19 protein-coding genes are annotated in these 19,807 nt (G+C 60.1%); 8 read left to right on the top strand and 11 right to left on the bottom strand.

The window, feature by feature from the left end:
• The first annotated feature begins 10 nt into the window (after nucleotides 1-10).
• The 3 genes from ACR0DL_RS18370 to ACR0DL_RS18380 are packed head-to-tail and all read left to right on the top strand — an operon-like array spanning nucleotide 11 to nucleotide 4,448.
• Nucleotides 11-2,830: a molybdopterin oxidoreductase family protein gene (locus ACR0DL_RS18370; protein WP_480690653.1), complete on the top strand. Its 2,820-nt coding sequence runs from the start codon at nucleotides 11-13 to the stop codon at nucleotides 2,828-2,830.
• Entirely contained in the window at nucleotides 2,827-3,576 is a 750-nt protein-coding gene (locus ACR0DL_RS18375) for a 4Fe-4S dicluster domain-containing protein (protein WP_170362313.1), read from the top strand. The genes ACR0DL_RS18370 and ACR0DL_RS18375 overlap by 4 nt, the downstream gene beginning before the upstream one ends.
• Complete coding sequence (locus ACR0DL_RS18380) at nucleotides 3,576-4,448, top strand: dimethyl sulfoxide reductase anchor subunit family protein (protein ID WP_170351011.1); 873 nt, start codon at nucleotides 3,576-3,578, stop codon at nucleotides 4,446-4,448. Before ACR0DL_RS18375 ends, ACR0DL_RS18380 begins: the two co-directional genes overlap by 1 nt.
• A 100-nt stretch (nucleotides 4,449-4,548) precedes the next feature.
• Here ACR0DL_RS18380 and dapA read toward each other — a convergent pair whose 3' ends face one another.
• Nucleotides 4,549-5,421 carry a 4-hydroxy-tetrahydrodipicolinate synthase gene (gene dapA, locus ACR0DL_RS18385; protein ID WP_170351012.1) on the bottom strand — a complete coding sequence of 291 codons (873 nt, stop codon included), beginning with the start codon at nucleotides 5,419-5,421 and terminating at the stop codon, nucleotides 4,549-4,551.
• A 134-nt stretch (nucleotides 5,422-5,555) separates the two neighbouring features.
• Between dapA and ACR0DL_RS18390 the strand changes: the two genes are divergently transcribed.
• Complete coding sequence (locus tag ACR0DL_RS18390) at nucleotides 5,556-7,520, top strand: lytic transglycosylase domain-containing protein (RefSeq protein ID WP_480690655.1); 1,965 nt, start codon at nucleotides 5,556-5,558, stop codon at nucleotides 7,518-7,520.
• On the opposite strand, the gene ACR0DL_RS18395 is transcribed toward ACR0DL_RS18390, so the two are convergent.
• Both ACR0DL_RS18395 and mnmC2 read right to left on the bottom strand, forming a co-directional pair.
• Nucleotides 7,494-8,363 carry a DMT family transporter gene (locus ACR0DL_RS18395; protein WP_170362317.1) on the bottom strand — a complete coding sequence of 290 codons (870 nt, stop codon included), beginning with the start codon at nucleotides 8,361-8,363 and terminating at the stop codon, nucleotides 7,494-7,496. The two genes, ACR0DL_RS18390 and ACR0DL_RS18395, sit on opposite strands and share 27 nt — an antisense overlap.
• Nucleotides 8,360-9,025 (bottom strand): tRNA (5-methylaminomethyl-2-thiouridine)(34)-methyltransferase MnmC2, encoded by a 666-nt coding sequence (gene mnmC2, locus ACR0DL_RS18400; RefSeq protein WP_170351014.1) that lies wholly within the window; start codon nucleotides 9,023-9,025, stop codon nucleotides 8,360-8,362. Before mnmC2 ends, ACR0DL_RS18395 begins: the two co-directional genes overlap by 4 nt.
• A gap of 49 nt (nucleotides 9,026-9,074) precedes the next feature.
• Here mnmC2 and ACR0DL_RS18405 point away from each other — a divergent pair, with 49 nt between their 5' ends.
• Nucleotides 9,075-10,115 (top strand): NAD(P)/FAD-dependent oxidoreductase, encoded by a 1,041-nt coding sequence (locus tag ACR0DL_RS18405; protein WP_480690657.1) that lies wholly within the window; start codon nucleotides 9,075-9,077, stop codon nucleotides 10,113-10,115.
• On the opposite strand, the gene ACR0DL_RS18410 is transcribed toward ACR0DL_RS18405, so the two are convergent.
• The 4 genes from ACR0DL_RS18410 to ACR0DL_RS18425 all read right to left on the bottom strand — a co-directional run bounded on the left by ACR0DL_RS18410 (nucleotide 10,107) and on the right by ACR0DL_RS18425 (nucleotide 13,082).
• Nucleotides 10,107-10,904: an HTD2 family dehydratase gene (locus ACR0DL_RS18410; protein WP_480690659.1), complete on the bottom strand. Its 798-nt coding sequence runs from the start codon at nucleotides 10,902-10,904 to the stop codon at nucleotides 10,107-10,109. The genes ACR0DL_RS18405 and ACR0DL_RS18410 overlap by 9 nt on opposite strands.
• Nucleotides 10,905-10,942: 38 nt before the next feature.
• The gene (locus tag ACR0DL_RS18415) at nucleotides 10,943-11,485 is read right to left on the bottom strand and encodes an NADPH-dependent FMN reductase (protein ID WP_170506695.1); all 543 of its coding nucleotides are present in this window, start codon (nucleotides 11,483-11,485) and stop codon (nucleotides 10,943-10,945) included.
• Nucleotides 11,486-11,599: 114 nt separating this feature from the next.
• Nucleotides 11,600-12,271, bottom strand: coding sequence for a YiaD family glycine zipper/OmpA-like lipoprotein (locus ACR0DL_RS18420; protein ID WP_170351018.1), 672 nt, complete (start codon nucleotides 12,269-12,271; stop codon nucleotides 11,600-11,602).
• A gap of 118 nt (nucleotides 12,272-12,389) precedes the next feature.
• On the bottom strand, nucleotides 12,390-13,082 hold the full coding sequence (locus ACR0DL_RS18425; protein WP_480690661.1) for a helix-turn-helix transcriptional regulator: 693 nt from the start codon (nucleotides 13,080-13,082) through the stop codon (nucleotides 12,390-12,392).
• A 102-nt stretch (nucleotides 13,083-13,184) separates the two neighbouring features.
• Here ACR0DL_RS18425 and ACR0DL_RS18430 point away from each other — a divergent pair, with 102 nt between their 5' ends.
• Nucleotides 13,185-13,370, top strand: coding sequence for a hypothetical protein (locus ACR0DL_RS18430; RefSeq protein ID WP_170351020.1), 186 nt, complete (start codon nucleotides 13,185-13,187; stop codon nucleotides 13,368-13,370).
• A 2-nt stretch (nucleotides 13,371-13,372) separates the two neighbouring features.
• On the opposite strand, the gene ACR0DL_RS18435 is transcribed toward ACR0DL_RS18430, so the two are convergent.
• Complete coding sequence (locus ACR0DL_RS18435) at nucleotides 13,373-14,020, bottom strand: RluA family pseudouridine synthase (RefSeq protein ID WP_170362323.1); 648 nt, start codon at nucleotides 14,018-14,020, stop codon at nucleotides 13,373-13,375.
• A 97-nt stretch (nucleotides 14,021-14,117) separates the two neighbouring features.
• Here ACR0DL_RS18435 and ACR0DL_RS18440 point away from each other — a divergent pair, with 97 nt between their 5' ends.
• Nucleotides 14,118-14,528 (top strand): nuclear transport factor 2 family protein, encoded by a 411-nt coding sequence (locus ACR0DL_RS18440; protein ID WP_170398292.1) that lies wholly within the window; start codon nucleotides 14,118-14,120, stop codon nucleotides 14,526-14,528.
• Between the two features lie 32 nt (nucleotides 14,529-14,560).
• Complete coding sequence (locus ACR0DL_RS18445) at nucleotides 14,561-15,235, top strand: SGNH/GDSL hydrolase family protein (RefSeq protein WP_480690751.1); 675 nt, start codon at nucleotides 14,561-14,563, stop codon at nucleotides 15,233-15,235.
• Here ACR0DL_RS18445 and rarD read toward each other — a convergent pair.
• The 3 genes from rarD to ACR0DL_RS18460 all read right to left on the bottom strand — a co-directional run bounded on the left by rarD (nucleotide 15,226) and on the right by ACR0DL_RS18460 (nucleotide 19,805).
• Nucleotides 15,226-16,131, bottom strand: a complete 906-nt coding sequence (rarD, locus tag ACR0DL_RS18450) for an EamA family transporter RarD (RefSeq protein ID WP_170398288.1) — start codon at nucleotides 16,129-16,131, stop codon at nucleotides 15,226-15,228. The two genes, ACR0DL_RS18445 and rarD, sit on opposite strands and share 10 nt — an antisense overlap.
• Nucleotides 16,132-16,289: 158 nt before the next feature.
• On the bottom strand, nucleotides 16,290-18,743 hold the full coding sequence (locus ACR0DL_RS18455; protein WP_480690663.1) for a GcvT family protein: 2,454 nt from the start codon (nucleotides 18,741-18,743) through the stop codon (nucleotides 16,290-16,292).
• A gap of 90 nt (nucleotides 18,744-18,833) precedes the next feature.
• The gene (locus tag ACR0DL_RS18460; protein ID WP_170378315.1) at nucleotides 18,834-19,805 is read right to left on the bottom strand and encodes a GlxA family transcriptional regulator; all 972 of its coding nucleotides are present in this window, start codon (nucleotides 19,803-19,805) and stop codon (nucleotides 18,834-18,836) included.
• Between the last annotated feature and the right edge of the window lie 2 nt (nucleotides 19,806-19,807).

The following is a 19,807-nucleotide window of genomic DNA, read 5'->3' on the forward strand; positions in this document are numbered from 1 at the left end:
AGGACGCCAGATGACCATCCAGCAACCGAAGATAGACACCAGCCCCAAAGTATCTGACGAGGTTCGGCGCACCACCTGTTACATGTGTGCCTGCCGCTGTGGCATCAACGTTCATATGAAAGACGGCAAGGTCGCCTATATCGAAGGCAACCGCGACCATCCAGTGAACAAGGGCGTTTTGTGCGCCAAGGGCTCGGCCGGGATCATGCAGGTCAACGCGCCGTCGCGGTTACGCAAGCCGCTGCGCCGGGTTGGTCCCCGCGGCTCGGGTGAGTTTCGCGAGATCGAATGGGACGAAGCGATCAGCACTGCCGTTGGCTGGCTGAACGAGTTGCACGAAACCGCGCCGCAGAAACTGGCCTTCTTTACCGGTCGCGACCAAAGCCAAAGCTTCACCAGCTTCTGGGCGCAGAATTTCGGCACCCCCAACTATGCGGCCCATGGCGGGTTCTGTTCCGTCAACATGGCGGCGGGTGGCATCTACACCATGGGTGGCGCGTTCTGGGAATTCGGTCAGCCCGACTGGGATCACACCAAGCTGTTCATGCTGTTCGGCGTGGCCGAGGACCATGACAGCAACCCGATCAAGATGGGCATCGGCAAGATCAAAAAGCGCGGTGCGCGGGTGATCGGGGTGAACCCGATCCGTTCGGGATATAACGCTGTGGCCGATGATTGGGTCGGGATCACGCCGGGCACCGACGGGCTGTTCATCCTGTCGTTGATCCACGTGCTGATGAAGGCGGGCAAGATCGACCTTGATTACCTCAGCCGCTACACCAACGCGCCGGTTCTGGTGAATGCCGCCGAAGGCCCCGAGAAAGGCCTGTTCCTGCGCGACGCCGATGGAAAACCGCTGGTGATCGACCGCACCACAGGCGAGCTGACCGCCTTTGACAAGCCGGGTGTGCGCCCTGACCTGTCGGCGACTTACGAAAAAGATGGCGTCACCCACCGCCCGGTCTTCCACCTGATGGCGGACAAATACCTCAGCGACGACAACGCGCCCGAGGCCGTGGCCGAACGCTGTGGCATCCCGGCGCAACGCATCCGCGCCATCGCGGCCGAAATCGCCCGTGTTGCCTTTGACGAAGCGATCGAACTGGACCACGAATGGACCGATTTCCGGGGTGAGAAGCACTCCAAGATGATCGGTCGTCCGGTCAGCTTCCATTCGATGCGCGGGGTATCGGCCCATGCAAATGGGTTCCAGACCTGCCGCGCGCTGCACGTGCTGCAAATCCTGCTGGGCACTGTCGAAGTGCCCGGAGGTTTCCGTTTCAAACCGCCCTATCCCAAACCGGTCGAGGCGCACCCGACACCGCATGGCGACCGCCGTCCGGGCCGACCGCTGAACGGGCCGCATCTGGGCTTTCCACGCGGTCCCGACGATCTGCTGCTGGACGATGACGGCAGCCCCATTCGCATCGACAAGGCATTCACCTGGGAAAACCCGATGTCGGCCCACGGGCTGATGCATATGGTGATTTCAAACGCTGCTGCGGGTGATCCCTACAAGATCGACACGCTGTTTATGTACATGGCAAACATGTCGTGGAACTCGTCCATGAACACCAAAGGCGTGATGGAAATGCTGACCGCCAAAGATGATGACGGAAACTACGTCATTCCGAACATCATCTATTCCGATGCCTATTCCTCGGAAATGGTGGCCTATGCCGATCTGGTCTTGCCCGACACCACCTATCTGGAACGGCATGACTGTATTTCGCTGCTGGACCGCCCGATATGCGAGGCTGATGCCGCCGCCGATGCGATCCGCTGGCCGGTGATCGAACCCGATCGCGACGTCCGCGGTTTCCAGTCGGTGTTGATCGAACTGGCCAACCGTATGAACCTGCCCGGCTTCACCAACGAAGATGGCAGCCCTAAATGGAAAGATTACGCTGACTATATCGTAAACCACGAACGCCGCCCGGGCATTGGCCCGCTGGCCGGATTCCGTGGCCCCGATGGCGACAAGGAAGGGCGTGGTGAGGTCAACCCGGAACAATTGAACCGCTATATCGACAACGGCGGCTTCTATGTCGCGCATATTCCCGAAGGTGCGGATTACTACAAACCTTGGAATACGGCCTATCAGGACTGGGCCGTTGGCATGGGGATCTATGACAGCCCGCAGCCTTACCTGTTCCAACTGTATTCGGAACCAATGCGCAAATTCCAACTGGCGGCCGAAGGCCATGGTGAGAGGCAACCGCCCGAGCATCTGCGCCAGCGCATCAAAGACACGATGGACCCGCTGCCGATCTGGTACGAGACCGATCAACAGGGCAACGAAGGCTTCACGGTCAACGCCCTGACCCAACGCCCGATGGCAATGTACCATAGCTGGGGCACCCAGAACGCCTGGCTGCGCCAGTTGCATGGGCGCAACCCGCTTTATGTCCCAACCAAACTGATGCGCGAGCACGGGCTGCAGGATGGTGACTGGGCCAAGGTCAGCTCGCCGCACGGCGCCATCACAGTGCCGGTCATGGAAATGGCGGCGCTGAACGACAACACCGTCTGGACCTGGAACGCCATCGGCAAGCGCAAAGGGGCCTGGGCCCTGCAAGAGGACGCGCCCGAGGCCACCAAGGGCTTCCTGCTGAACCATCTGATTCACGAGCTAATGCCGCCGAAAGGCGATGGCATGCGGTGGGCCAACTCCGACCCCATTACCGGTCAGGCCGCCTGGTTCGACCTGAAGGTCAAAATCGAAAAAGCCGAAGCCCCGGGTGACGCCGAAAGCCAACCGGAATTCGATCCTATAAAATCGCCGGTGGGAACCGGCCCGAAAGATCTGGCGTGGAAGGTAGGCAAATGACCCAACTCCCCCAATCCACCGAACGTAAGATGGGTCTGGTTATCGACCTGGACACCTGCGTTGGCTGCCATGCCTGCGTGATTTCCTGCAAAGGCTGGAACACCGAAAACTATGGCGCGCCGCTGTCGGATCAGGATGCCTATGGCGCCAACCCGTCGGGCACCTTCCTGAACCGCGTGCATTCCTACGAAGTGACACCGGATGAGGGTCACGCACAGCTGATCCATTTCCCCAAATCCTGCCTGCATTGCGAAGACGCGCCCTGCGTCACCGTGTGCCCCACCGGGGCCAGCTATAAGCGGGTCGAGGATGGCATCGTTCTGGTCAATGAAAGCGACTGCATCGGCTGTGGCCTATGCGCGTGGTCCTGCCCCTATGGCGCGCGCGAGCTGGATCAGGCGGAAGGTGTGATGAAGAAATGCACCCTGTGCGTTGATCGCATCTACAACGAGAACCTGCCCGAGGTGGATCGTGTCCCCTCTTGCGTGCGCACTTGCCCCGCCGGGGCCCGGCATTTCGGTGATCTTGGCGATCCTGACAGCGACGTCAGCAAACTGGTGGCTGAGCGTGAGGGCATGGACCTGATGCCGGAAATGGGCACCAAACCCGTCAACAAATACCTGCCACCCCGGCCCAAGGATCAGATCGAGGATCAGATCGACATTCTGGCCCCGCTGCTGGCCCCGGTCGCCGAAGAACCCAAAGGATTCCTTGGCTGGCTCGACAAAACTCTGGAGAAGCTCTGATGCATCCCGCACCTTCCGTCATCGTCTTCACCACCCTCTCGGGCCTGGGTTTTGGCCTGCTGTTTTTCCTCGGCCTCGGCTTGCCCGTCGTCACCGGCTGGGTCGCCTTTGCGCTTTTTGCCATCGGCTTTGGTCTTTCCGTCGGCGGCTTGCTGGCCTCGACCTTCCATCTAGGCCACCCGGAACGCGCGATGAAGGCCTTCACGCAATGGCGGTCAAGCTGGCTCAGCCGTGAAGGCTGGTGCGCAGTCATCGCCCTGATCCTGATGGGGCTTTACGCCATCGGCGCGGTGTTTTTTGGGCAGCGCTGGGGCGCTCTGGGCGTTCTCGGTTCCTTGTTCTCACTGGCAACAGTGTTCACGACATCGATGATCTATACCCAGCTCAAGACCATCCCGCGCTGGAACATGAAGCTGACACCCGCCATGTTCCTCAGCTTCAGCCTTGCGGGCGGGGCGCTTCTGTCCGGGCAACTTGCTTGGGCGATGCCGTTGTTGTTGATCGCCGGCGCGGTGCAACTGATGTACTGGCGGCAAGGGGACAAGGCCTTTGTCCAATCCGGCACTGATCTGGGCACCGCTACAGGCCTGGGCGGGCGCGGTTCGGTTCGGGCGTTTGAACCACCCCATACCGGCACCAACTATCTGCTGCGCGAGTTCGTCCACGTGGTCGGGCGCAAACACGCCGAAAAGCTGCGGATCATCTCGTTCACGTTGGCCATTTTCGTACCGCTGATCCTGTTGATGCTGCCATTCCATCACATACTGGCATTGCTCGCCGTCCTATCCCATCTGACCGGCGTTGCAATTTCCCGATGGCTATTCTTTGCACAGGCCGAACACGTCGTTGGACTGTACTACGGAAAACGATAATAAAAGGGGGCTCTCAGCCCCCTTCTTTTTTGACCTGACAGGCCAATCCATCTTTTCCAAGGGATTGCCAACCGGGTGAAAACATCCGGTCAGGCCGGGCTCAAATCAGACCGGCATGGGCCATTGCGGCATCAATGGCGGCCTTGGTGCTGTTTTCCAGCGGTGTTAGAGGCGAGCGGACCTCGTCACTGCACAGACCCAGTTTGCTAAGCGCGTATTTTGCCCCGACCAGACCCGGCTCGAGGAAAATCGCCTCGTGCAGGGGCATCAGGCGATCCTGATATTCCAGCGCCTTGGCAAAATCGCCTGCCAACGTCGCCTGCTGGAACTCGGCGCAAAGCTTCGGTGCGACATTCGCGGTCACCGAGATGCAGCCAACACCGCCATGCGCGTTAAAGCCCAGCGCGGTCGCGTCTTCGCCGGACAGTTGGCAGAACGCGGGCCCACAGGCCGCACGCTGCTGGCTGACGCGCGCCAGATCACCAGTGGCGTCCTTGACGCCCACGATGCGCGGCAGTTCAGCCAGTTCACCCATGGTTGCCGGGGTCATGTCGACGACCGACCGACCGGGGATGTTGTAGATGATGATCGGAATATCGGCGCAATCATGCAGCGCACGGAAATGTGCCACCAGACCCTTTTGGGTCGGCTTGTTGTAATACGGCGTCACCACCAGTGCTGCATCGGCGCCGATCCGTTCTGCGAATCGCACAAAGCGGATTGCCTCAACCGTGTTATTCGACCCCGCCCCGGCGATAACCGGAACACGACCGGCGGCCGCTTTGACCACCTCTTCCACCACGGTTTCATGCTCTTCATGACTAAGGGTCGGGCTTTCACCGGTGGTGCCCACAGGAACCAGCCCGGTCGAGCCTTCCTGAATCTGCCATTCCACCAAGTGTTTGAGCGTCTTCAGGTCCAACTCGCCGTTTGAAAACGGTGTGACGAGGGCTGGCATTGAGCCTTTGAACATGACACGCTCCTTAGTGTGCAGTTTGTGTTTTTTGTGCCCAAGGATCGTCACAATCATGGCGATGTGAGTTGATACCGTCGGCACAAGGTTTATCCTGAATGGCTCTATCCTTGGTTGGTTGGGAAATGCAAGGCATGACACGCGTTCTAGCGCTTTTGATAGCAATGATTCTTGGGTCAATTGGGCAAGCGCAGGCCGACTCGGTCGGTGATCTGCGGGCCGGGATGAACGAAATGCGTAAGGGCGACTGGAATGCCGCCCTGCGGGTTTCGGGCAATCGGGGGTCGGTCAGCCGCGATATCATTGTCTGGCACTGGCTGCGCGAAGGCTATGGCAGCTCTGGCGATGTGCTGGTGTTTCTGGAACGCCGACCGGATTGGCCGGGTCTGGCCTGGCTGCGGCGCAAAAGCGAGCCGGTCTTTAGCGGGGCTGATCCCGATCGGGTCTTGAAATTCTACGCCGACGTACCGCCGCAAACCGCCGAAGGGGCGCTGAACTATGCTGTCGCCTTGATGGCCAAAGGGCGCGAAGGTGATGCCGAGGCTGACATTGTGGCTGCATGGCGCACCATGCCGATGGGTAAGGGTCTGCAGAAGAATTACCTTGAGAATTTCAGCAAGCTGCTGAAACCCCACCACGCGGCGCGGCTGGACCGGATGCTGTGGGACAACCATCTGGTCAGCGCGGGGCAGATGCTGCCCTTGGTCAGTGCCGATCAGCGCAAGCTGGCCGAAGCGCGGATTGCCTTGCAAAAACGCCAACCCGGTGTCGATGGCAAGGTTGCAGCCGTTCCAAAATCCCTGGCCGACGCGCCTGGGTTGGCCTTTGACCGTTTTGTCTGGCGCGACCGGAAAGAGCTGGACGACAGCGCAATTGACCTGATGTTGGCACGCTCGACCGGGCCTGAGGCGCTGGGTGAACCTGACAAATGGGCCGAGGGCCGCCGCCGTCTGGCCCGGCTTGAGATGCGCAATGGCGACGTGAATCGCGCCTATCAGATCGCTGCGAACCATCACATGACGCCGGAAATGGGCTATGCCTATGCCGATCTGGAATGGCTGGCGGGGTTCTTGGCCCTGCGCAAGCTGAACGATCCGGCCACGGCCGTGCGGCATTTCCAGAACTTTTCAGGCGCGGTGCAGTCTCCGATCTCAAAAGGGCGCGGCGGATACTGGCTAGGTCGGGCCTATAGCGCGCAAGGCGATGCCGACAAAGCCTATGAAGCTTATGCGATGGGCGCGGATTACCAGACGTCGTTCTATGGCCTGTTGGCGGCTGAACGCATTGGGCGACCGTTTGACAGCGAATTGGCCAACCCTCGCCGCGCGCCGCATTGGAAACAGGCCGAGTTTGCCGACTCCAGCGTGTTGGAAGCCGGGCTGCTGCTGTTGCGTGCGGGCGAAGATAACCTGTCCGAACGCTTCCTAACCCATCTGGTAGAAGAACTGGATCAGGTGCAGGCGACGCAATTGGGCGATCTGGTGATCGAACTCAAGGAACCGCATCTGGCGGTGATGATCGCCAAACGGGCGGCGAAAACGGGCGTTGTTCTACCCGCCGCCTATTACCCGGTGCATCCGGTGGCCGATATGGGCCTGCCCATGGCGAAAGAGATGACCTTGGCCATCGCCCGTCGCGAAAGCGAGTTCGATCCGGTTGTGATCAGCGGTGCGGGCGCGCGCGGGCTGATGCAGGTGATGCCCGCCACCGCACAGCTGGTAGCTAAGGAGCTGGGCATTCTCAGCGGTCATAAGACAATCAAGCTGACCTCGGACTGGCAATACAACGCCAAGCTGGGCGCCAATTACCTGTCTGGGCTGGCAGAGGATTTCAACGGCAATGTGGTGATGATGGCCGCAGGCTATAATGCCGGGCCGCGCCGTCCGATATCGTGGATGGATCGATATGGCGATCCCCGCGCCGGTGAGATTGACGTGGTCGACTGGATCGAGACAATCCCGTTCAGCGAGACACGCAACTATGTGATGCGTGTGGCCGAAAGCCTGCCGGTCTATCGCGCGCGCCTGGGCCAGCCCGCTCTGCCGATCCCCTTCTCGCAGGAATTGGTCGGCTCAACCCTGGCGGCGTTCGCGCCATAGGGTGAACAGACCCGCCGCCACGACCAGAGCTGCGCCCAGAACGACCTCTGGCCGCAGCGCCTCGCCAAAGACCGTGATGCCCAAAATCGTACCCCAGACCAGGTGGAAATAGGCAAAGGGCTGCACCGCGCTGGCCTCGGCCATCTCATAGCATTTGATCAGCAGCCAGTGGCCTAACACGCCGCTGACACACAACACCGCCATCCAGACCCAGTCCGGGCGGGCCATCGGTTCCCAGAACCACATTCCCACCGAAGTCATCGCAACAGCGCCCGCAATTCCAGTCCAGAAAAAGCTAGTGGCCGCACTGTCCTTACGGGCAGCGAACCGGGTCAGTAGACCATAGAGTGCAAACATCAGCGCGGATATGAGCGGAACGATGGCCCACGGGTTGAACACCCCGACCCCGGGTTGCAGGATAATCAGCACTCCGATGCAACCGACACCAATAGCGGACCAGCGTCTCCAACCTACTTTCTCACCAAGTACCGGTCCGCTTAAGGCTGCGACCAGCAATGGATAACAGATAAACACAGCCATCGTGTCGATCAGGCCAAGAACGGTGAACGCAAACACGGCCACGCAGATCTCTGCCGCCAGCAAGACGCCACGAAACACCTGTAGCCCAAGCTGGCTCGTCTGCGCTGCGGCCCGTAACCCGCCCGGCGCGCGCGCTGCCAGCGCAATGACAAACGCGGCGAAGAACCAGTAGCGGATCATCACAACCATGTAGGTGTTGTAGGTCCCGGCCAGATGGCGCGAGATACCGTCCTGCAAGGCAAACACGATGGTGGCCGCGATCATCAGGCCAATTCCGGCCCGCACGTTATTCTGCTGCGTCATGGCTTGCGCGCCCGGGTCATATGGCGCTTGCGGCCATAGCCGGGGGTTCGGGCGACGGTAAAGCCCGCCTCTTCCAGCCCGCGCCGCACAAATCCGGCGGCAGTGTAGGTGGCTGCCGTGCCCTCGGCTGCCGTATGATCCGCCACCTGCTGCATCAGATCAGCCCCCCACAATTCAGGGTTCTTTGCCGGGGAAAACCCGTCCAGAAACCATGCATCTGCCCGACCAGCCCAGTCAGGCAATGTCTGACGAGCGTCGCCCTCGATCACTTCAAGGCGCAGGGTCCCCAGATCGCACCCGCCACTCTGCCACTGCGCCAGAAAACGGTCGCTCCACGGTGTCAATTCGGGGAACGATGCCATTGCGCGGGACATGTCCTCGGGCGTCATCGGAAAGGCTTCGAAACTGGTGAAGGTCAGGGGCGTGGTTTGGCCAGATTTCTCCCATTCGGACCACACAGTCAGCATGTTTAGACCCGTGCCAAAACCCAGCTCAGCGATACGAAACCCCGGCGCAAATCGCGCGGGCAGATCATTACCCGCCAGAAAGACATGCCGCGTTTCCTCCAACCCGTTCTGCAACGAATAATAAGGATCGTCGAAACGGTCCGAGACCGGGATCTGATCCTCGGTCCATGTCAGTTCGGCGCGCTGGTCTGCCATCGGGGAATCCTGTAGCTAAGCGGCGCGACACTGAACAAGGATAAGGGGAATGGCAATGGTCGATGTAACGGTGCGTGGCGCGGGCATCTTTGGCCTGTCCATTGCCTGGACCTGCGCCCGGCGCGGCGCCAAGGTTCAGGTTGTCGATCCGTTCGGTCCCGGATCAGGCTCCAGCGGTGGTTTGATCGGCGCGTTGGCCCCGCATGTGCCCGAAAACTGGAACGCCAAGAAGGCCTTTCAATTCGACAGCCTGATCCTGGCCGAACCCTTCTGGAAACAGGTCGAAGCCACCGGCGGGGTTTCCGCCGGGTATGCGCGTCTGGGCCGGTTGCAGCCTGTCACTGACGCCCGCACATTGGAGCTTGCCCATGCCCGCGCGGCTACGGCGGACAAGCTGTGGCAGGGTCACGCCGAATGGCGTGTTGTTGCGACTGATACGCTTGGGTCATGGTGCCCACCCAGCCCAACCGGTTTCGTGATCCACGATACGCTAAGTGCCCGGATGCACCCCCGCCGCGCCTGCGCTGCGCTGGTTTCTGCGCTTGCGGTGATGGGTGTCAAGGTGGTGACAGACGCGCCGAACAAGGGGCAGGTTGTCCATGCCACTGGTCTGGCCGGATTACTGGAACTTAGCCAAGCCTTCGGCAAAACCGTCGGCAATGGCGTCAAGGGACAGGCTGCGCTGTTGCGGTTCGATGCTGGGGAAGTGCCACAGCTGTTTGCGGATGCGATCCATATCGTCCCCCATGCGGATGGCACACTGGCGATCGGCTCGACCTCGGAACGCGAATATGATGACCCGGCCAGTACGGATGCCGCGCTGGATGATGTGCTGGATCGCGCCACCCGCGCGGTGCCTGTATTGCATGGGGCAGAGGTCATCGACCGCTGGGCCGGTGTGCGCCCCCGCAGCAAAAGTCGTGCACCGATGCTGGGAGAACACCCGCTACATCAGGGGCAGTTCATCGCCAATGGAGGCTTCAAGATCGGCTTTGGCATGGCACCCAAAGTGGCCGAGGCCATGGCCGATCTGGTTCTGGACGGACGCGATAACATCCCCGACGATTTCCTGCCCGAAGCCTCACTCTGACCGGGCAACAGCTTCGGCGATCATACATTGCCGCCCATCGGGGCCGCTCACCCACAGGGTTTGCCCTTCCCGGCACAAGGTCGCGGTTTCAAAATGAATCAACGGCGCGGTTGCACGGAATGAGAACCGCGCCAAAGGCCCCATCAATTCTTCGGCAAACAACATCAGCAGCTGCGCCAGCAGCGGGCCATGCACGACCAGCCCGGCATAACCTTCGACATCGCGGGCATAATCCAGATCGTAATGGATGCGGTGGCCATTGAAGGTCAGCGCCGAATAGCGAAACAGCAAGGTGGAATCGAACGTGACCTCGTGCCGGTCGGTTTCATCGGTGCGCGCCGTGGGTGGGGCGGGCTTGACCGGATCTGGCGAAGGGTCCTGACGGTACACCAGATCCTGCCATTCGGTCAGACAATGGGTATCCCCCTGCCAGATTTCATGCCGTAAAGTCACAAATCCCAGCGGCCCGCTGCGCCCGTTTTTCGAAGCTGAACTATCGCAGGTCGACCGACGCATTGCGCTACGGCCTGCGATCAAGGGCGCATTGAATTCCAAGCGTCCCCCAGCCCACATCCGGCGCGGCAACCCCATGTCGGGGATCAGCCCGCCAACCTTGGGGTGACCATCACGACCCAATTCGGACGGCGGGCGAGGCGACCAGAAATAGAGCTGATGAAAAAACGGTGGCACCGGCGTTCCGTCGGTCACCGTCCCCTCCTGCCCCAGCGCCACCTGAAATGCTGCGGCGCGGGTCGGGTCGATCAAATCGGTCTGAATTTCCTCTGCCATGGCCGTAGATTAGGCAGCCCGACCTGTGTGAACAAGCGTTAGAACCCCGCCTCGGCCCGCAGCTTCTCCATCAGGGTCCGCAAGCTGCTTTCATAGCGGTCGCTGGTCAGTTTTCCATTCTCATCAAACTCGTTTGAACTGTTGGCCAGATGAATTTCCGGCCCTTGCAGGATGCGCGGCTGGAACGGCACCATATAGCCACGCAACACCATCTGCGCGCGCTCACCCCCGGCACGACCCGCCGCCGCAGACATCACGGCGACTGGCTTGTCAGCCCAGGGGCGGCCCTCGGTTCGGCTGACCCAGTCCAGCGCGTTTTTCAGCACGCCTGACGGGCCTTTGTTGTATTCGGGTGTGGAAATGATCACCGCATGCGCCTGCGCGATCTGATCGGCCAGAGTTTGAACAGGCGCGGGAATGCCTTCACCATCCTCCAGATCACCATCATAGAGCGGCAGGTTCAGGTCGGCTTCGATATGGGTGCCGGGGTCGAACAGCCGCGCCGCCTCGCGCAGAAGTTTGCGGTTGGTGGCGCTTTGACGCAGCGAACCGGACAGGCTCAGAAGGATTGGTGCGGACATTGGGGAACTCCGGTTTGGGTTTCCCAATAGCTAGCCCAAAGCACGCGCGCACCAAAGCCCATGTGACGCGCAGTCAATGTGCGAAAAAGGGGCACCCGCAGGTGCCCCTTTTCATCAGGTTTGGCCGCTGGGGACAATCTCGATATCAACCCGGCGGTTGCGGGCCTTGCCTTCGGGCGTCAGGTTCGACGCAGCGGGGCGGTTTTCCCCCAGCCCGATAGTCGTGAGACGGGCGCTGCTCACCCCATTGGCCTGCAGAATATCTGCTACGGACCGTGCACGGCGTTCGGACAGGGCCTGATTATAGGACGCCTCGCCATCGCTGTCGGTATGGCCGATGACCTGAATGTTCGAGTTCGGATACCGCGTCAGGTTCTGCCCTACCCGCACCAGATCGGCGCGCAGCGCCGGGCGCACGGTCGCGCTGTCAGTGTCAAAGCTGATATCATTCGGCACGGTGACGATCAGGCGATCTCCGGCATTGGTGACGGTGATGCCCTGATTGGCCAGCTGCTGACGCAGTTCCGCCGCCTGCTTGTCCAGTTGGTTGCCGACCAGACCACCACCTGCAGCACCGATGGCACCACCTGCCAGCGCGCCCAACAGCGGATCCGAGTCGTTTGCAATGGCGCCAACTCCGGCCCCGACCAGACCGCCCAGAATCGCACCTTGTCTGGTGTTCTGATTGGGGTCGGATGGCAGGTTCAGCGTGCCAGGGTCCGTACAGGCCGCCAAGACCAGAGCCGAGGATAGCCCGGCGGACAAAACAAATTTGGAAATCGTCATGATATCACCTTCTGCTCCGGCGCCCGTTCTTCGGGCGCGTATTGTTTGAAGCAGTATATCGCGTTGCCCGCAGGTGGGCTCAAGCAACAATCAAGTGAAATCGGCAAATACCTGCCAATTACGACGTACCTGTGGGGACATCCCAGTGACTCTGTTCCTGCCAGATCGCGCGCAACGGCTCACCCTGCCCGCAAAAGTGATCGTCAATCAACTCGCAGGCCCAGATACGGTCGGTACGGAAGTGGCGGAACCCGTTCCGCAACTCGCACCACGCGGCCAGCATGGTGCATTCGATATGATAGATCAGCGCAACGGGCCGGACGATCCGTTCGGTCCGATCTTCGTTGGCGTTGACATAGGTGATGCGGATTTTGCGCTCGTTCCGTATGGCCTCGCGATAGTTCACAACCGGTACGCAACCCTTTTCAGGATCATCCATCGGCGCGCCCCATGGGGCAACCTGCAACCAGTCTGTCGGCACGCGCAAAGCCTCGATCTTGCGACACACCCGGTCGGCGGCCTGCTGCAGCGTGCTATCCCCGGTCCGTGCCAGCATCGACAGGCCGACCCACAAGGCCTCGACCTCTTCGGCATCGAAATTCAGCGGTGGCAGGTCATAGCCGCGCCGCATCAGATAGCCGACACCAGCCTCTCCCTCGATCGGGGTACGTTGCGCCTGAAGGGCCGCAATGTCACGATAGACGGTGCGCGCGGACACCTCCAACTTTTCTGCCAACATCTCGGCCGTCACCGGCGTTTCGGCTGAACGCAAAATCTGGATGATTTCAAACAGGCGTGTCGAACGGCGCATGGGGGTCTCCGATTGATCTGCTGACACACTAGCACACCCCCCTGACAGGGTGGTGTCAGGAGTGATGGGCCAGACTTGGGATCAGTTGAAAGGAGAATTCCCATGCCAAGCCGCGACAATCACGTGATGATGACCCTGAAATTGGACCGCTGGGCACAGGATCACACCCTGCGTGCCTTTGAGATCGAACGCGAAATCATGGCCGCTCGCCGACCTTGCGTCCCTAAGAAACGAGCGAAGCGGTTTTCACTGGGCAATCTGAAACTGTTTTGGACCAGCACGGCTTAGGATCAGAAATCCGCCTTGGCGCGAAACTTCATTGCAACCCCGCCTTCGGGGCTTTTCAGGCGTAGCTCTTCGGAATGCAGCATCAGGCGCGGGAATTGCCGCGCCGCACCTTCGGCATAGAACGGGTCACCCAGGATCGGGTGACCCAGCGCCTGCATATGTACCCGAAGTTGGTGCGACCGACCGGTCTTTGGAAACAACCGCATGCGGGTTGTTTCGCCTTCATGCTTGACCACGCGCCAGTCGGTGACGGCCGCTTTGCCGGTCTCATGACACACCATCTGAAGCGGGCGGTTGGGCCAGTCCACGATCAGCGGCAGATCGACGGTTCCGGTCTTGTCCTCGACCCGCCCCCAGACGCGCGCCACATAGGTCTTGCGGGTCTGACGATTTTCGAACTGCATGCTCAGATGCCGCTGAGCGTGGGGTGTCTGAGCAAAGACCATGACGCCGGAAGTGTCCCGATCCAGCCGATGCACCAACAGCGCTTGCGGAAACGTCGCCTGAACCCGCGTCAGCAAGCAATCGGCCAGATGCTCGCCCCGCCCCGGCACGGACAATAAGCCCGAGGGCTTGTTCACCACAATTAGCTGCGCATCCTCGTGCAACACGTCCAAGGGGGTCATCGGGGGATCATAGGTCTCGCTCATGCGCGTCTGCCTATCGCAGCGCGCGACCTCCCGCAACGTCGCGCTTGCCTGAACGGAACGGTTCAGCAACTCTCGCTCCAATACGGAAGGAGAGACCATGCACCCCACGATCAAACACATGCAAGAAGTGGTGGCCAAGGGCGATGAAAGCCTGATCCACGAGTTGCTGGCCGAGGATGTGCGGTTTTCACCGCCCACCTATTACAGCACCTGGACAGGGCGCGCACCGGTGGCGGCGGTACTGGGGCACGTGGGGCAAGTGTTCTCGGACTTCCGCTATCGCCGTGTGATGGGTGCGGGCAAGGATTGGGCGTTGGAGTTTCAGTGCAAGGTCGGTGACCTGGATGCGGTGGGTGTCGATCTGATCACCCTGAACGATGATGGGCTGATCCAGGAATTCGAGGTCGTCATGCGCCCCCACAAAACCATCGGTGCCCTGCGCGAGGCGATGATGGCGCGGATCATGACCGATGCGCGGTTCCTAGAATTCAAGAACGCGCTCAACTGACCATGCCTTTTGCCCCGGATCAGCTGTTGCGCGTGCCTTTACTGCCGGTTCTGGCGATGCAGGGCCTGTCGGTGCGCCGCAACGCCCAATTGCTGCCGGAACCAATTGGCCCGCGCGAAGGGCGCGAAGGGCGTGGGCCCCGGTTGCGGTTGCTGATCACGGGCGACAGCTCGGCCGCCGGGGTCGGTGCGGGGACGCAGGCGCAAGCGCTGTCCGGGCATCTTGTGTCCCGACTGGCCAGTCACTACACGGTCGAATGGCGGCTTGAGGCCACCACTGGACACACAACTCAGGATACGATTGACCGATTGCGCGGCGTGAGCGGCCAGTTCGACATGGCAGTGACAGCGCTCGGTGTAAATGACGTGACGCGCGGCGTGACGTACAAGCGCTTCGTGGACCGCCAGACCCAATTGTTGAAGCTTTTGACCGGCCCTCTGGGCGTAAAACGATTGGCCGTCACAGCGGTACCGCAGATGAACCGGTTCCCTGCCCTGCCGCAGCCGCTGGCCTGGGTCTTAGGCCGTCAGGCAAGACGGTTGGATCAGGGCCTACGGCATGTTACGGCCAGCTTCGCGCAGGCGCGGTATCTGGCGATGGATCTGGCCGACGATCCGGCACTGGTCGCGCCGGACGGATATCACCCAAGTCCAAAAACCTATGCGATCTGGGCCGAAGAGGCGGCCCGTCTGCTACGTCAAGCCTGAGCCCGCATCTGCCGGATCATCGGAATCGAATACACCACCAGAGCCGTCCAGATCAGAGGAAATGCAATCATGCGTCCTCGGTCAATCTGTTCACCAAACACGGTAATGGCGGTGATAAAAATCATGGTCGGAGCGATATATTGCAGAATACCCATGGTCGACAACCGTACCAGCTTGGCCCCATTGGCATAAACCAGCAGGGGCACCGCCGTCACCACCCCGGCCGCAGCCAGCAGCAAGGTGTCCGATGCACCCACCCCAAAATTGCCAGCACCTTTCACACCCAACCACGTGACGTACATCAACGCCGGGATCAGCAGGATCAGGACCTCAAGCAAAAAGCCTTGGTTGGGGCCAATGGGCAGTGATCGCTTGAAAAAGGCATAAAATCCCCACGTTACCATCAACCCCAGTGCTGGCCACGGCAGGCTACCCGCTTCGATGATCAAAGCCAGCACTCCAAGGGCCGCAATCGCCACTGCCATCAGCTGCGTTTTCGTCAACGGCTCGCGCAGCAGAACCGCGCCCAGCGCAATGCTGAACAACGGATTGATGTAATATCCCAGCGCAGCATCCAAAGCCCGGTCATTGGCAATCGACCAGACATAGATTGCCCAATTCACCGAGATCAGCGCTGCCGTCAGGCAAGCCATCCCTAACATCTTTGGGTTTACCAGCGCCGCCTTCAGATCCCGCGTACGCCCCAGCGCCACAAGCAACAACCCGGCCACAGGCACCGACCAGATGACGCGATGCGCAACAATCTCAACCGGGCCAACGTGCGACAGTGCCTTCATATACAGGGGCAAAAATCCCCACAGGACATAGGCCGTCACAGCCAGCGCAAGCCCTTTGGGCGTGTCTGCATTGTTCGATGGTAAGGGGGCGTCTGCCACGGCGGGTCTCCGACTGATACCGTATTTCTCTACGGCAAATCAGACTAGCTTGGAAACCGCGAAAACTGTGAAGAGGGTCATCAGGAAATCTGATACGTCGTGCCAATACAGGCAGGCACCAAAATTGAGCGGGGCGCCACAGCGCCCCGACTTTTTGACTACACTTTAACGCGTTCGGATTTCGGGTCGTACATCGGCTTTAGCGATGCCTCTGCCTTGACCTTCACGCCGCACACGTCGATCTCATAAGTCGAGGCCAGCACATCTGCTGCCTTCTCACCCTCACACGGGACATAGCCCAGACCAATTGCACCGCCCAGCGTGTGGCCATAGTTGCCCGAACTCAGATAACCCACATATTCGCCATCCCGGATGATCGGTTCGTTGTGGAACAGCAGAGGTTCGGCGTCGGTCAGTTTGAACTGGACCAGGCGATTTTTGGGCCCGTTTTCCTTGCGCGCAATCACCGCCTCGCGGCCGATAAAGTCGCTGCCCTTGTCGACCTTCACGGCAAAGCCCAGGCCCGCATCGACCACGTGATCCTCACAGGTGATGTCATGGCCGAAATGGCGGAAGCCCTTCTCGATCCGGCAGCTGTCCATCATATGCATGCCACACAGTTTCAGACCCATGTCCTGCCCGGCCTCATGCATGGTTTCAAACACGTGCCCTGCCATGTCGGATGAAACATAGATTTCCCAACCAAGCTCACCCACATAGGTCACGCGATGCGCGCGGGCCAGACCCATCCCGATCTCAATCTCTTGCGCGGTGCCAAACGGGTTGATTGCGTTCGAGAAGTCGCTTGGCGAGACCTTTTCAAGCAGCGCGCGCGCATTCGGGCCCATAACGGCCAGAACGCCCTCGCCCGCGGTGACATCGGTGATGACCACGTTGAAGTTACCTGCGTGACGCATCATCCAGGTCTGGTCCGCCAGACGGGTCGCCGCCGGAGTGACCACCAGATAGGAAGTTTCCGTCAGGCGGGTGACGGTCACGTCCGCCTCAATCCCGCCGGTACGGTTCAAAAACTGAGTATAGACGATCTTGCCATTCGGCACCGAATAGTCGCCGCCGCCGACATAGTTCATGAACTTCTCAGCATCCGGTCCTTCGACGCGGATTTTACCGAACGAGGACATATCGTACATGCCCACATTCTCACGCACGGCGTGGTGTTCGGTGGCCGAGTTCTCGAACCAGTTCTGGCGCTTCCAGCTGTAATGGTATTCTCGCTCTTGCCCTTCATTGGCAAACCAGTTGGCGCGCTCCCAACCAGCCAATTCGCCCATCACGGCGCCCTGTTCCAGCAGATGATGGTGGAACGGGGTCCGCCGCACACCCCGCGCGGAGGCCTTCTGGCGATAGGGATAGTGGTCGGCATAAAGCAGGCCCAGCGTTTCCTTAGAGCGTTCAAACAGATACTGCTTATTGCCCTGGAAAGGTTGCATCCGGCTGATGTCCACATCGCCCAGATCAAACGGCTTCTCGCCCGTATCCATCCATTCAGCCAGCGCCATACCCGCGCCACCGGCGGACTGGATACCGATCGAGTTGAACCCCGCGGCAACCCAGACATTGTCCATCTCGGGCGCGAGGCCCAGATGGTATGCATCATCGGGTGTGAAAGACTCCGGTCCGTTAAAGAAGGTATGGATACCGGCCTCGGCCAACATCGGCATCCGTTCACAGGCAGCTTCGAGGATCGGTTCGAAGTGATCAAAATCTTCAGGCAGCTGGTCAAACTCGAACGTGTCAGGGATGCCGTTCATCGCCCAAGGCTTGGCGTTGGGCTCAAAGGCCCCTAGCAGGATTTTTCCTGCATCTTCCTTGTAATAGGCGCATTCATCCGGCACCCGCAGCACCGGCAACTGGGTCAACCCGTCAATACTCTCGGTGACGATATAGAAGTGTTCGCACGCGTGCAGCGGAACATTGACGCCCGCCATGCGACCGACCTCATGCCCCCACATTCCCGCACAGTTCACCACCATGTCACATTCGATATGACCCGAGGCACTGCCGTCATCCGCAACCCAATCGACACCGGTCACCTTGCGGCCCTGCTTGACGATATCGGCAACCTTCACCCGCTCTTTGACAACCGCACCGCGTTGGCGTGCGCCCTTGGCCAAAGCCAGCGCAATGTTCGCCGGATCGCCCTGCCCGTCCAGCGGCAGGTAAACCGCGCCCGTCACACCTTCGAGGTTGATATGCGGATACAGTTCCTGAACGCGTTCGTTGGAAATCTCTTCGACTTCCACCCCAAAAGCGCGAGCCATGGCGGCCTGGCGATAGATTTCTTCCTTGCGCTCTTCGGTCAACGCCACGGTGATCGACCCGCAGCGTTTGAAACCGGTGGCCACACCGGTCTCTTCCTCAAGCGAGCCGTAAAGCTCCTGACTGTATTTCGCCAACTTGGTCATGTTCGCCGTGGCGCGCAGCTGCGCGATCAGACCGGCGGCATGCCATGTGGTGCCGCTGGTCAGTTGCTTGCGCTCCAGCAGCACAACGTCATTCCAGCCCTTCTTGGTCAAATGATAAGCGACCGAGCATCCGATGACGCCGCCGCCGATGATGACCACTTTGGCCTTGCTGGGAAGATCAACCATCCTGAGAATCTCCGATGTGTCAGGTTTGCGCCAAAATGCCACGGAAGATCGACAATAAATGCGCCAAAACCGTCACTGTATTGGCGATTTTCACCGTTGTATCGCGGCCCGTTTTTCCCGCCGCACAACAAAGGGCGTAACCCCGAAGAAGCTTTTGTAGACCGAGGAAAAACCGTTGGGAAAGCCGCAGGCAAGCCCGATTTCACGAACGCTCATTGTGGTGTTCAGCAGCAGGTTATTTGCCTTGGCCAGTCGCATTTCACGATAGAATCCATTGGGCGTGGTACCGAAAAAGGTTTTGAACTTCCGCTCTAGCGACCGGTTCGACAGGTGCAGCGACTCGACGATCTGATGGATTGGCATCGGGTCTTCAATGTTGGCCTGCATCAGCTTGATGCACTGATCCAGTCTGGCGTCGCCCGTCGCGGTCAGTTTCGCCCCGGAAAACGGCTGCATTGATGAAAAATCGCGGATGTTTTCATGCAGCATGATATCGGCCACCGTCATCTTGGCAGGTCCCGAGATATGGCGACCGATCACCGCCAGCGCCACATCTGTTGTCGCCTCCATCCCGGCACAGGTCACCACCGCGCCCTGTTCGGTGGCAATGGACAGCTTGGCCTCGAACCGGGCGCCGCGCTCACGCAGGAACGAGGCGTTCTCCCAATGGGTCGCCATGTCGCCCGTGCCGTGTTCGTTGATATAGCGGCTGGCGGCCTCGGCCAGAAGGAACACCTTGGCCCCGCGGAACGTATAGCTCGACACGACACGCCCCAGCGAAAGGTCGGGGTGATCCGGGTCAGAATTGCCGATCACGAACAGGTAATCCGCCTTGGGCTGCGCCGGGACAGGATCAGTTTGAACCATCGCCTCGCTGCTGCTGGAAATCGGGCCGCCTTTCAGTGACCGATAGGCATAGGTGAACGGAGGGGTCGGACAGACGCGGTTGGCCAGTCGCAGAACTTCAACCAGCGAGGCCAGTTCCAACAACACATAGCCGGGTGCCACAAGGATATCGAAGTGCTGCTGTGTCTGCGGTAAATTGTCCAAACGTGTCCGCATCG

Source organism: Ruegeria sp. BB5 (assembly GCF_056539405.1).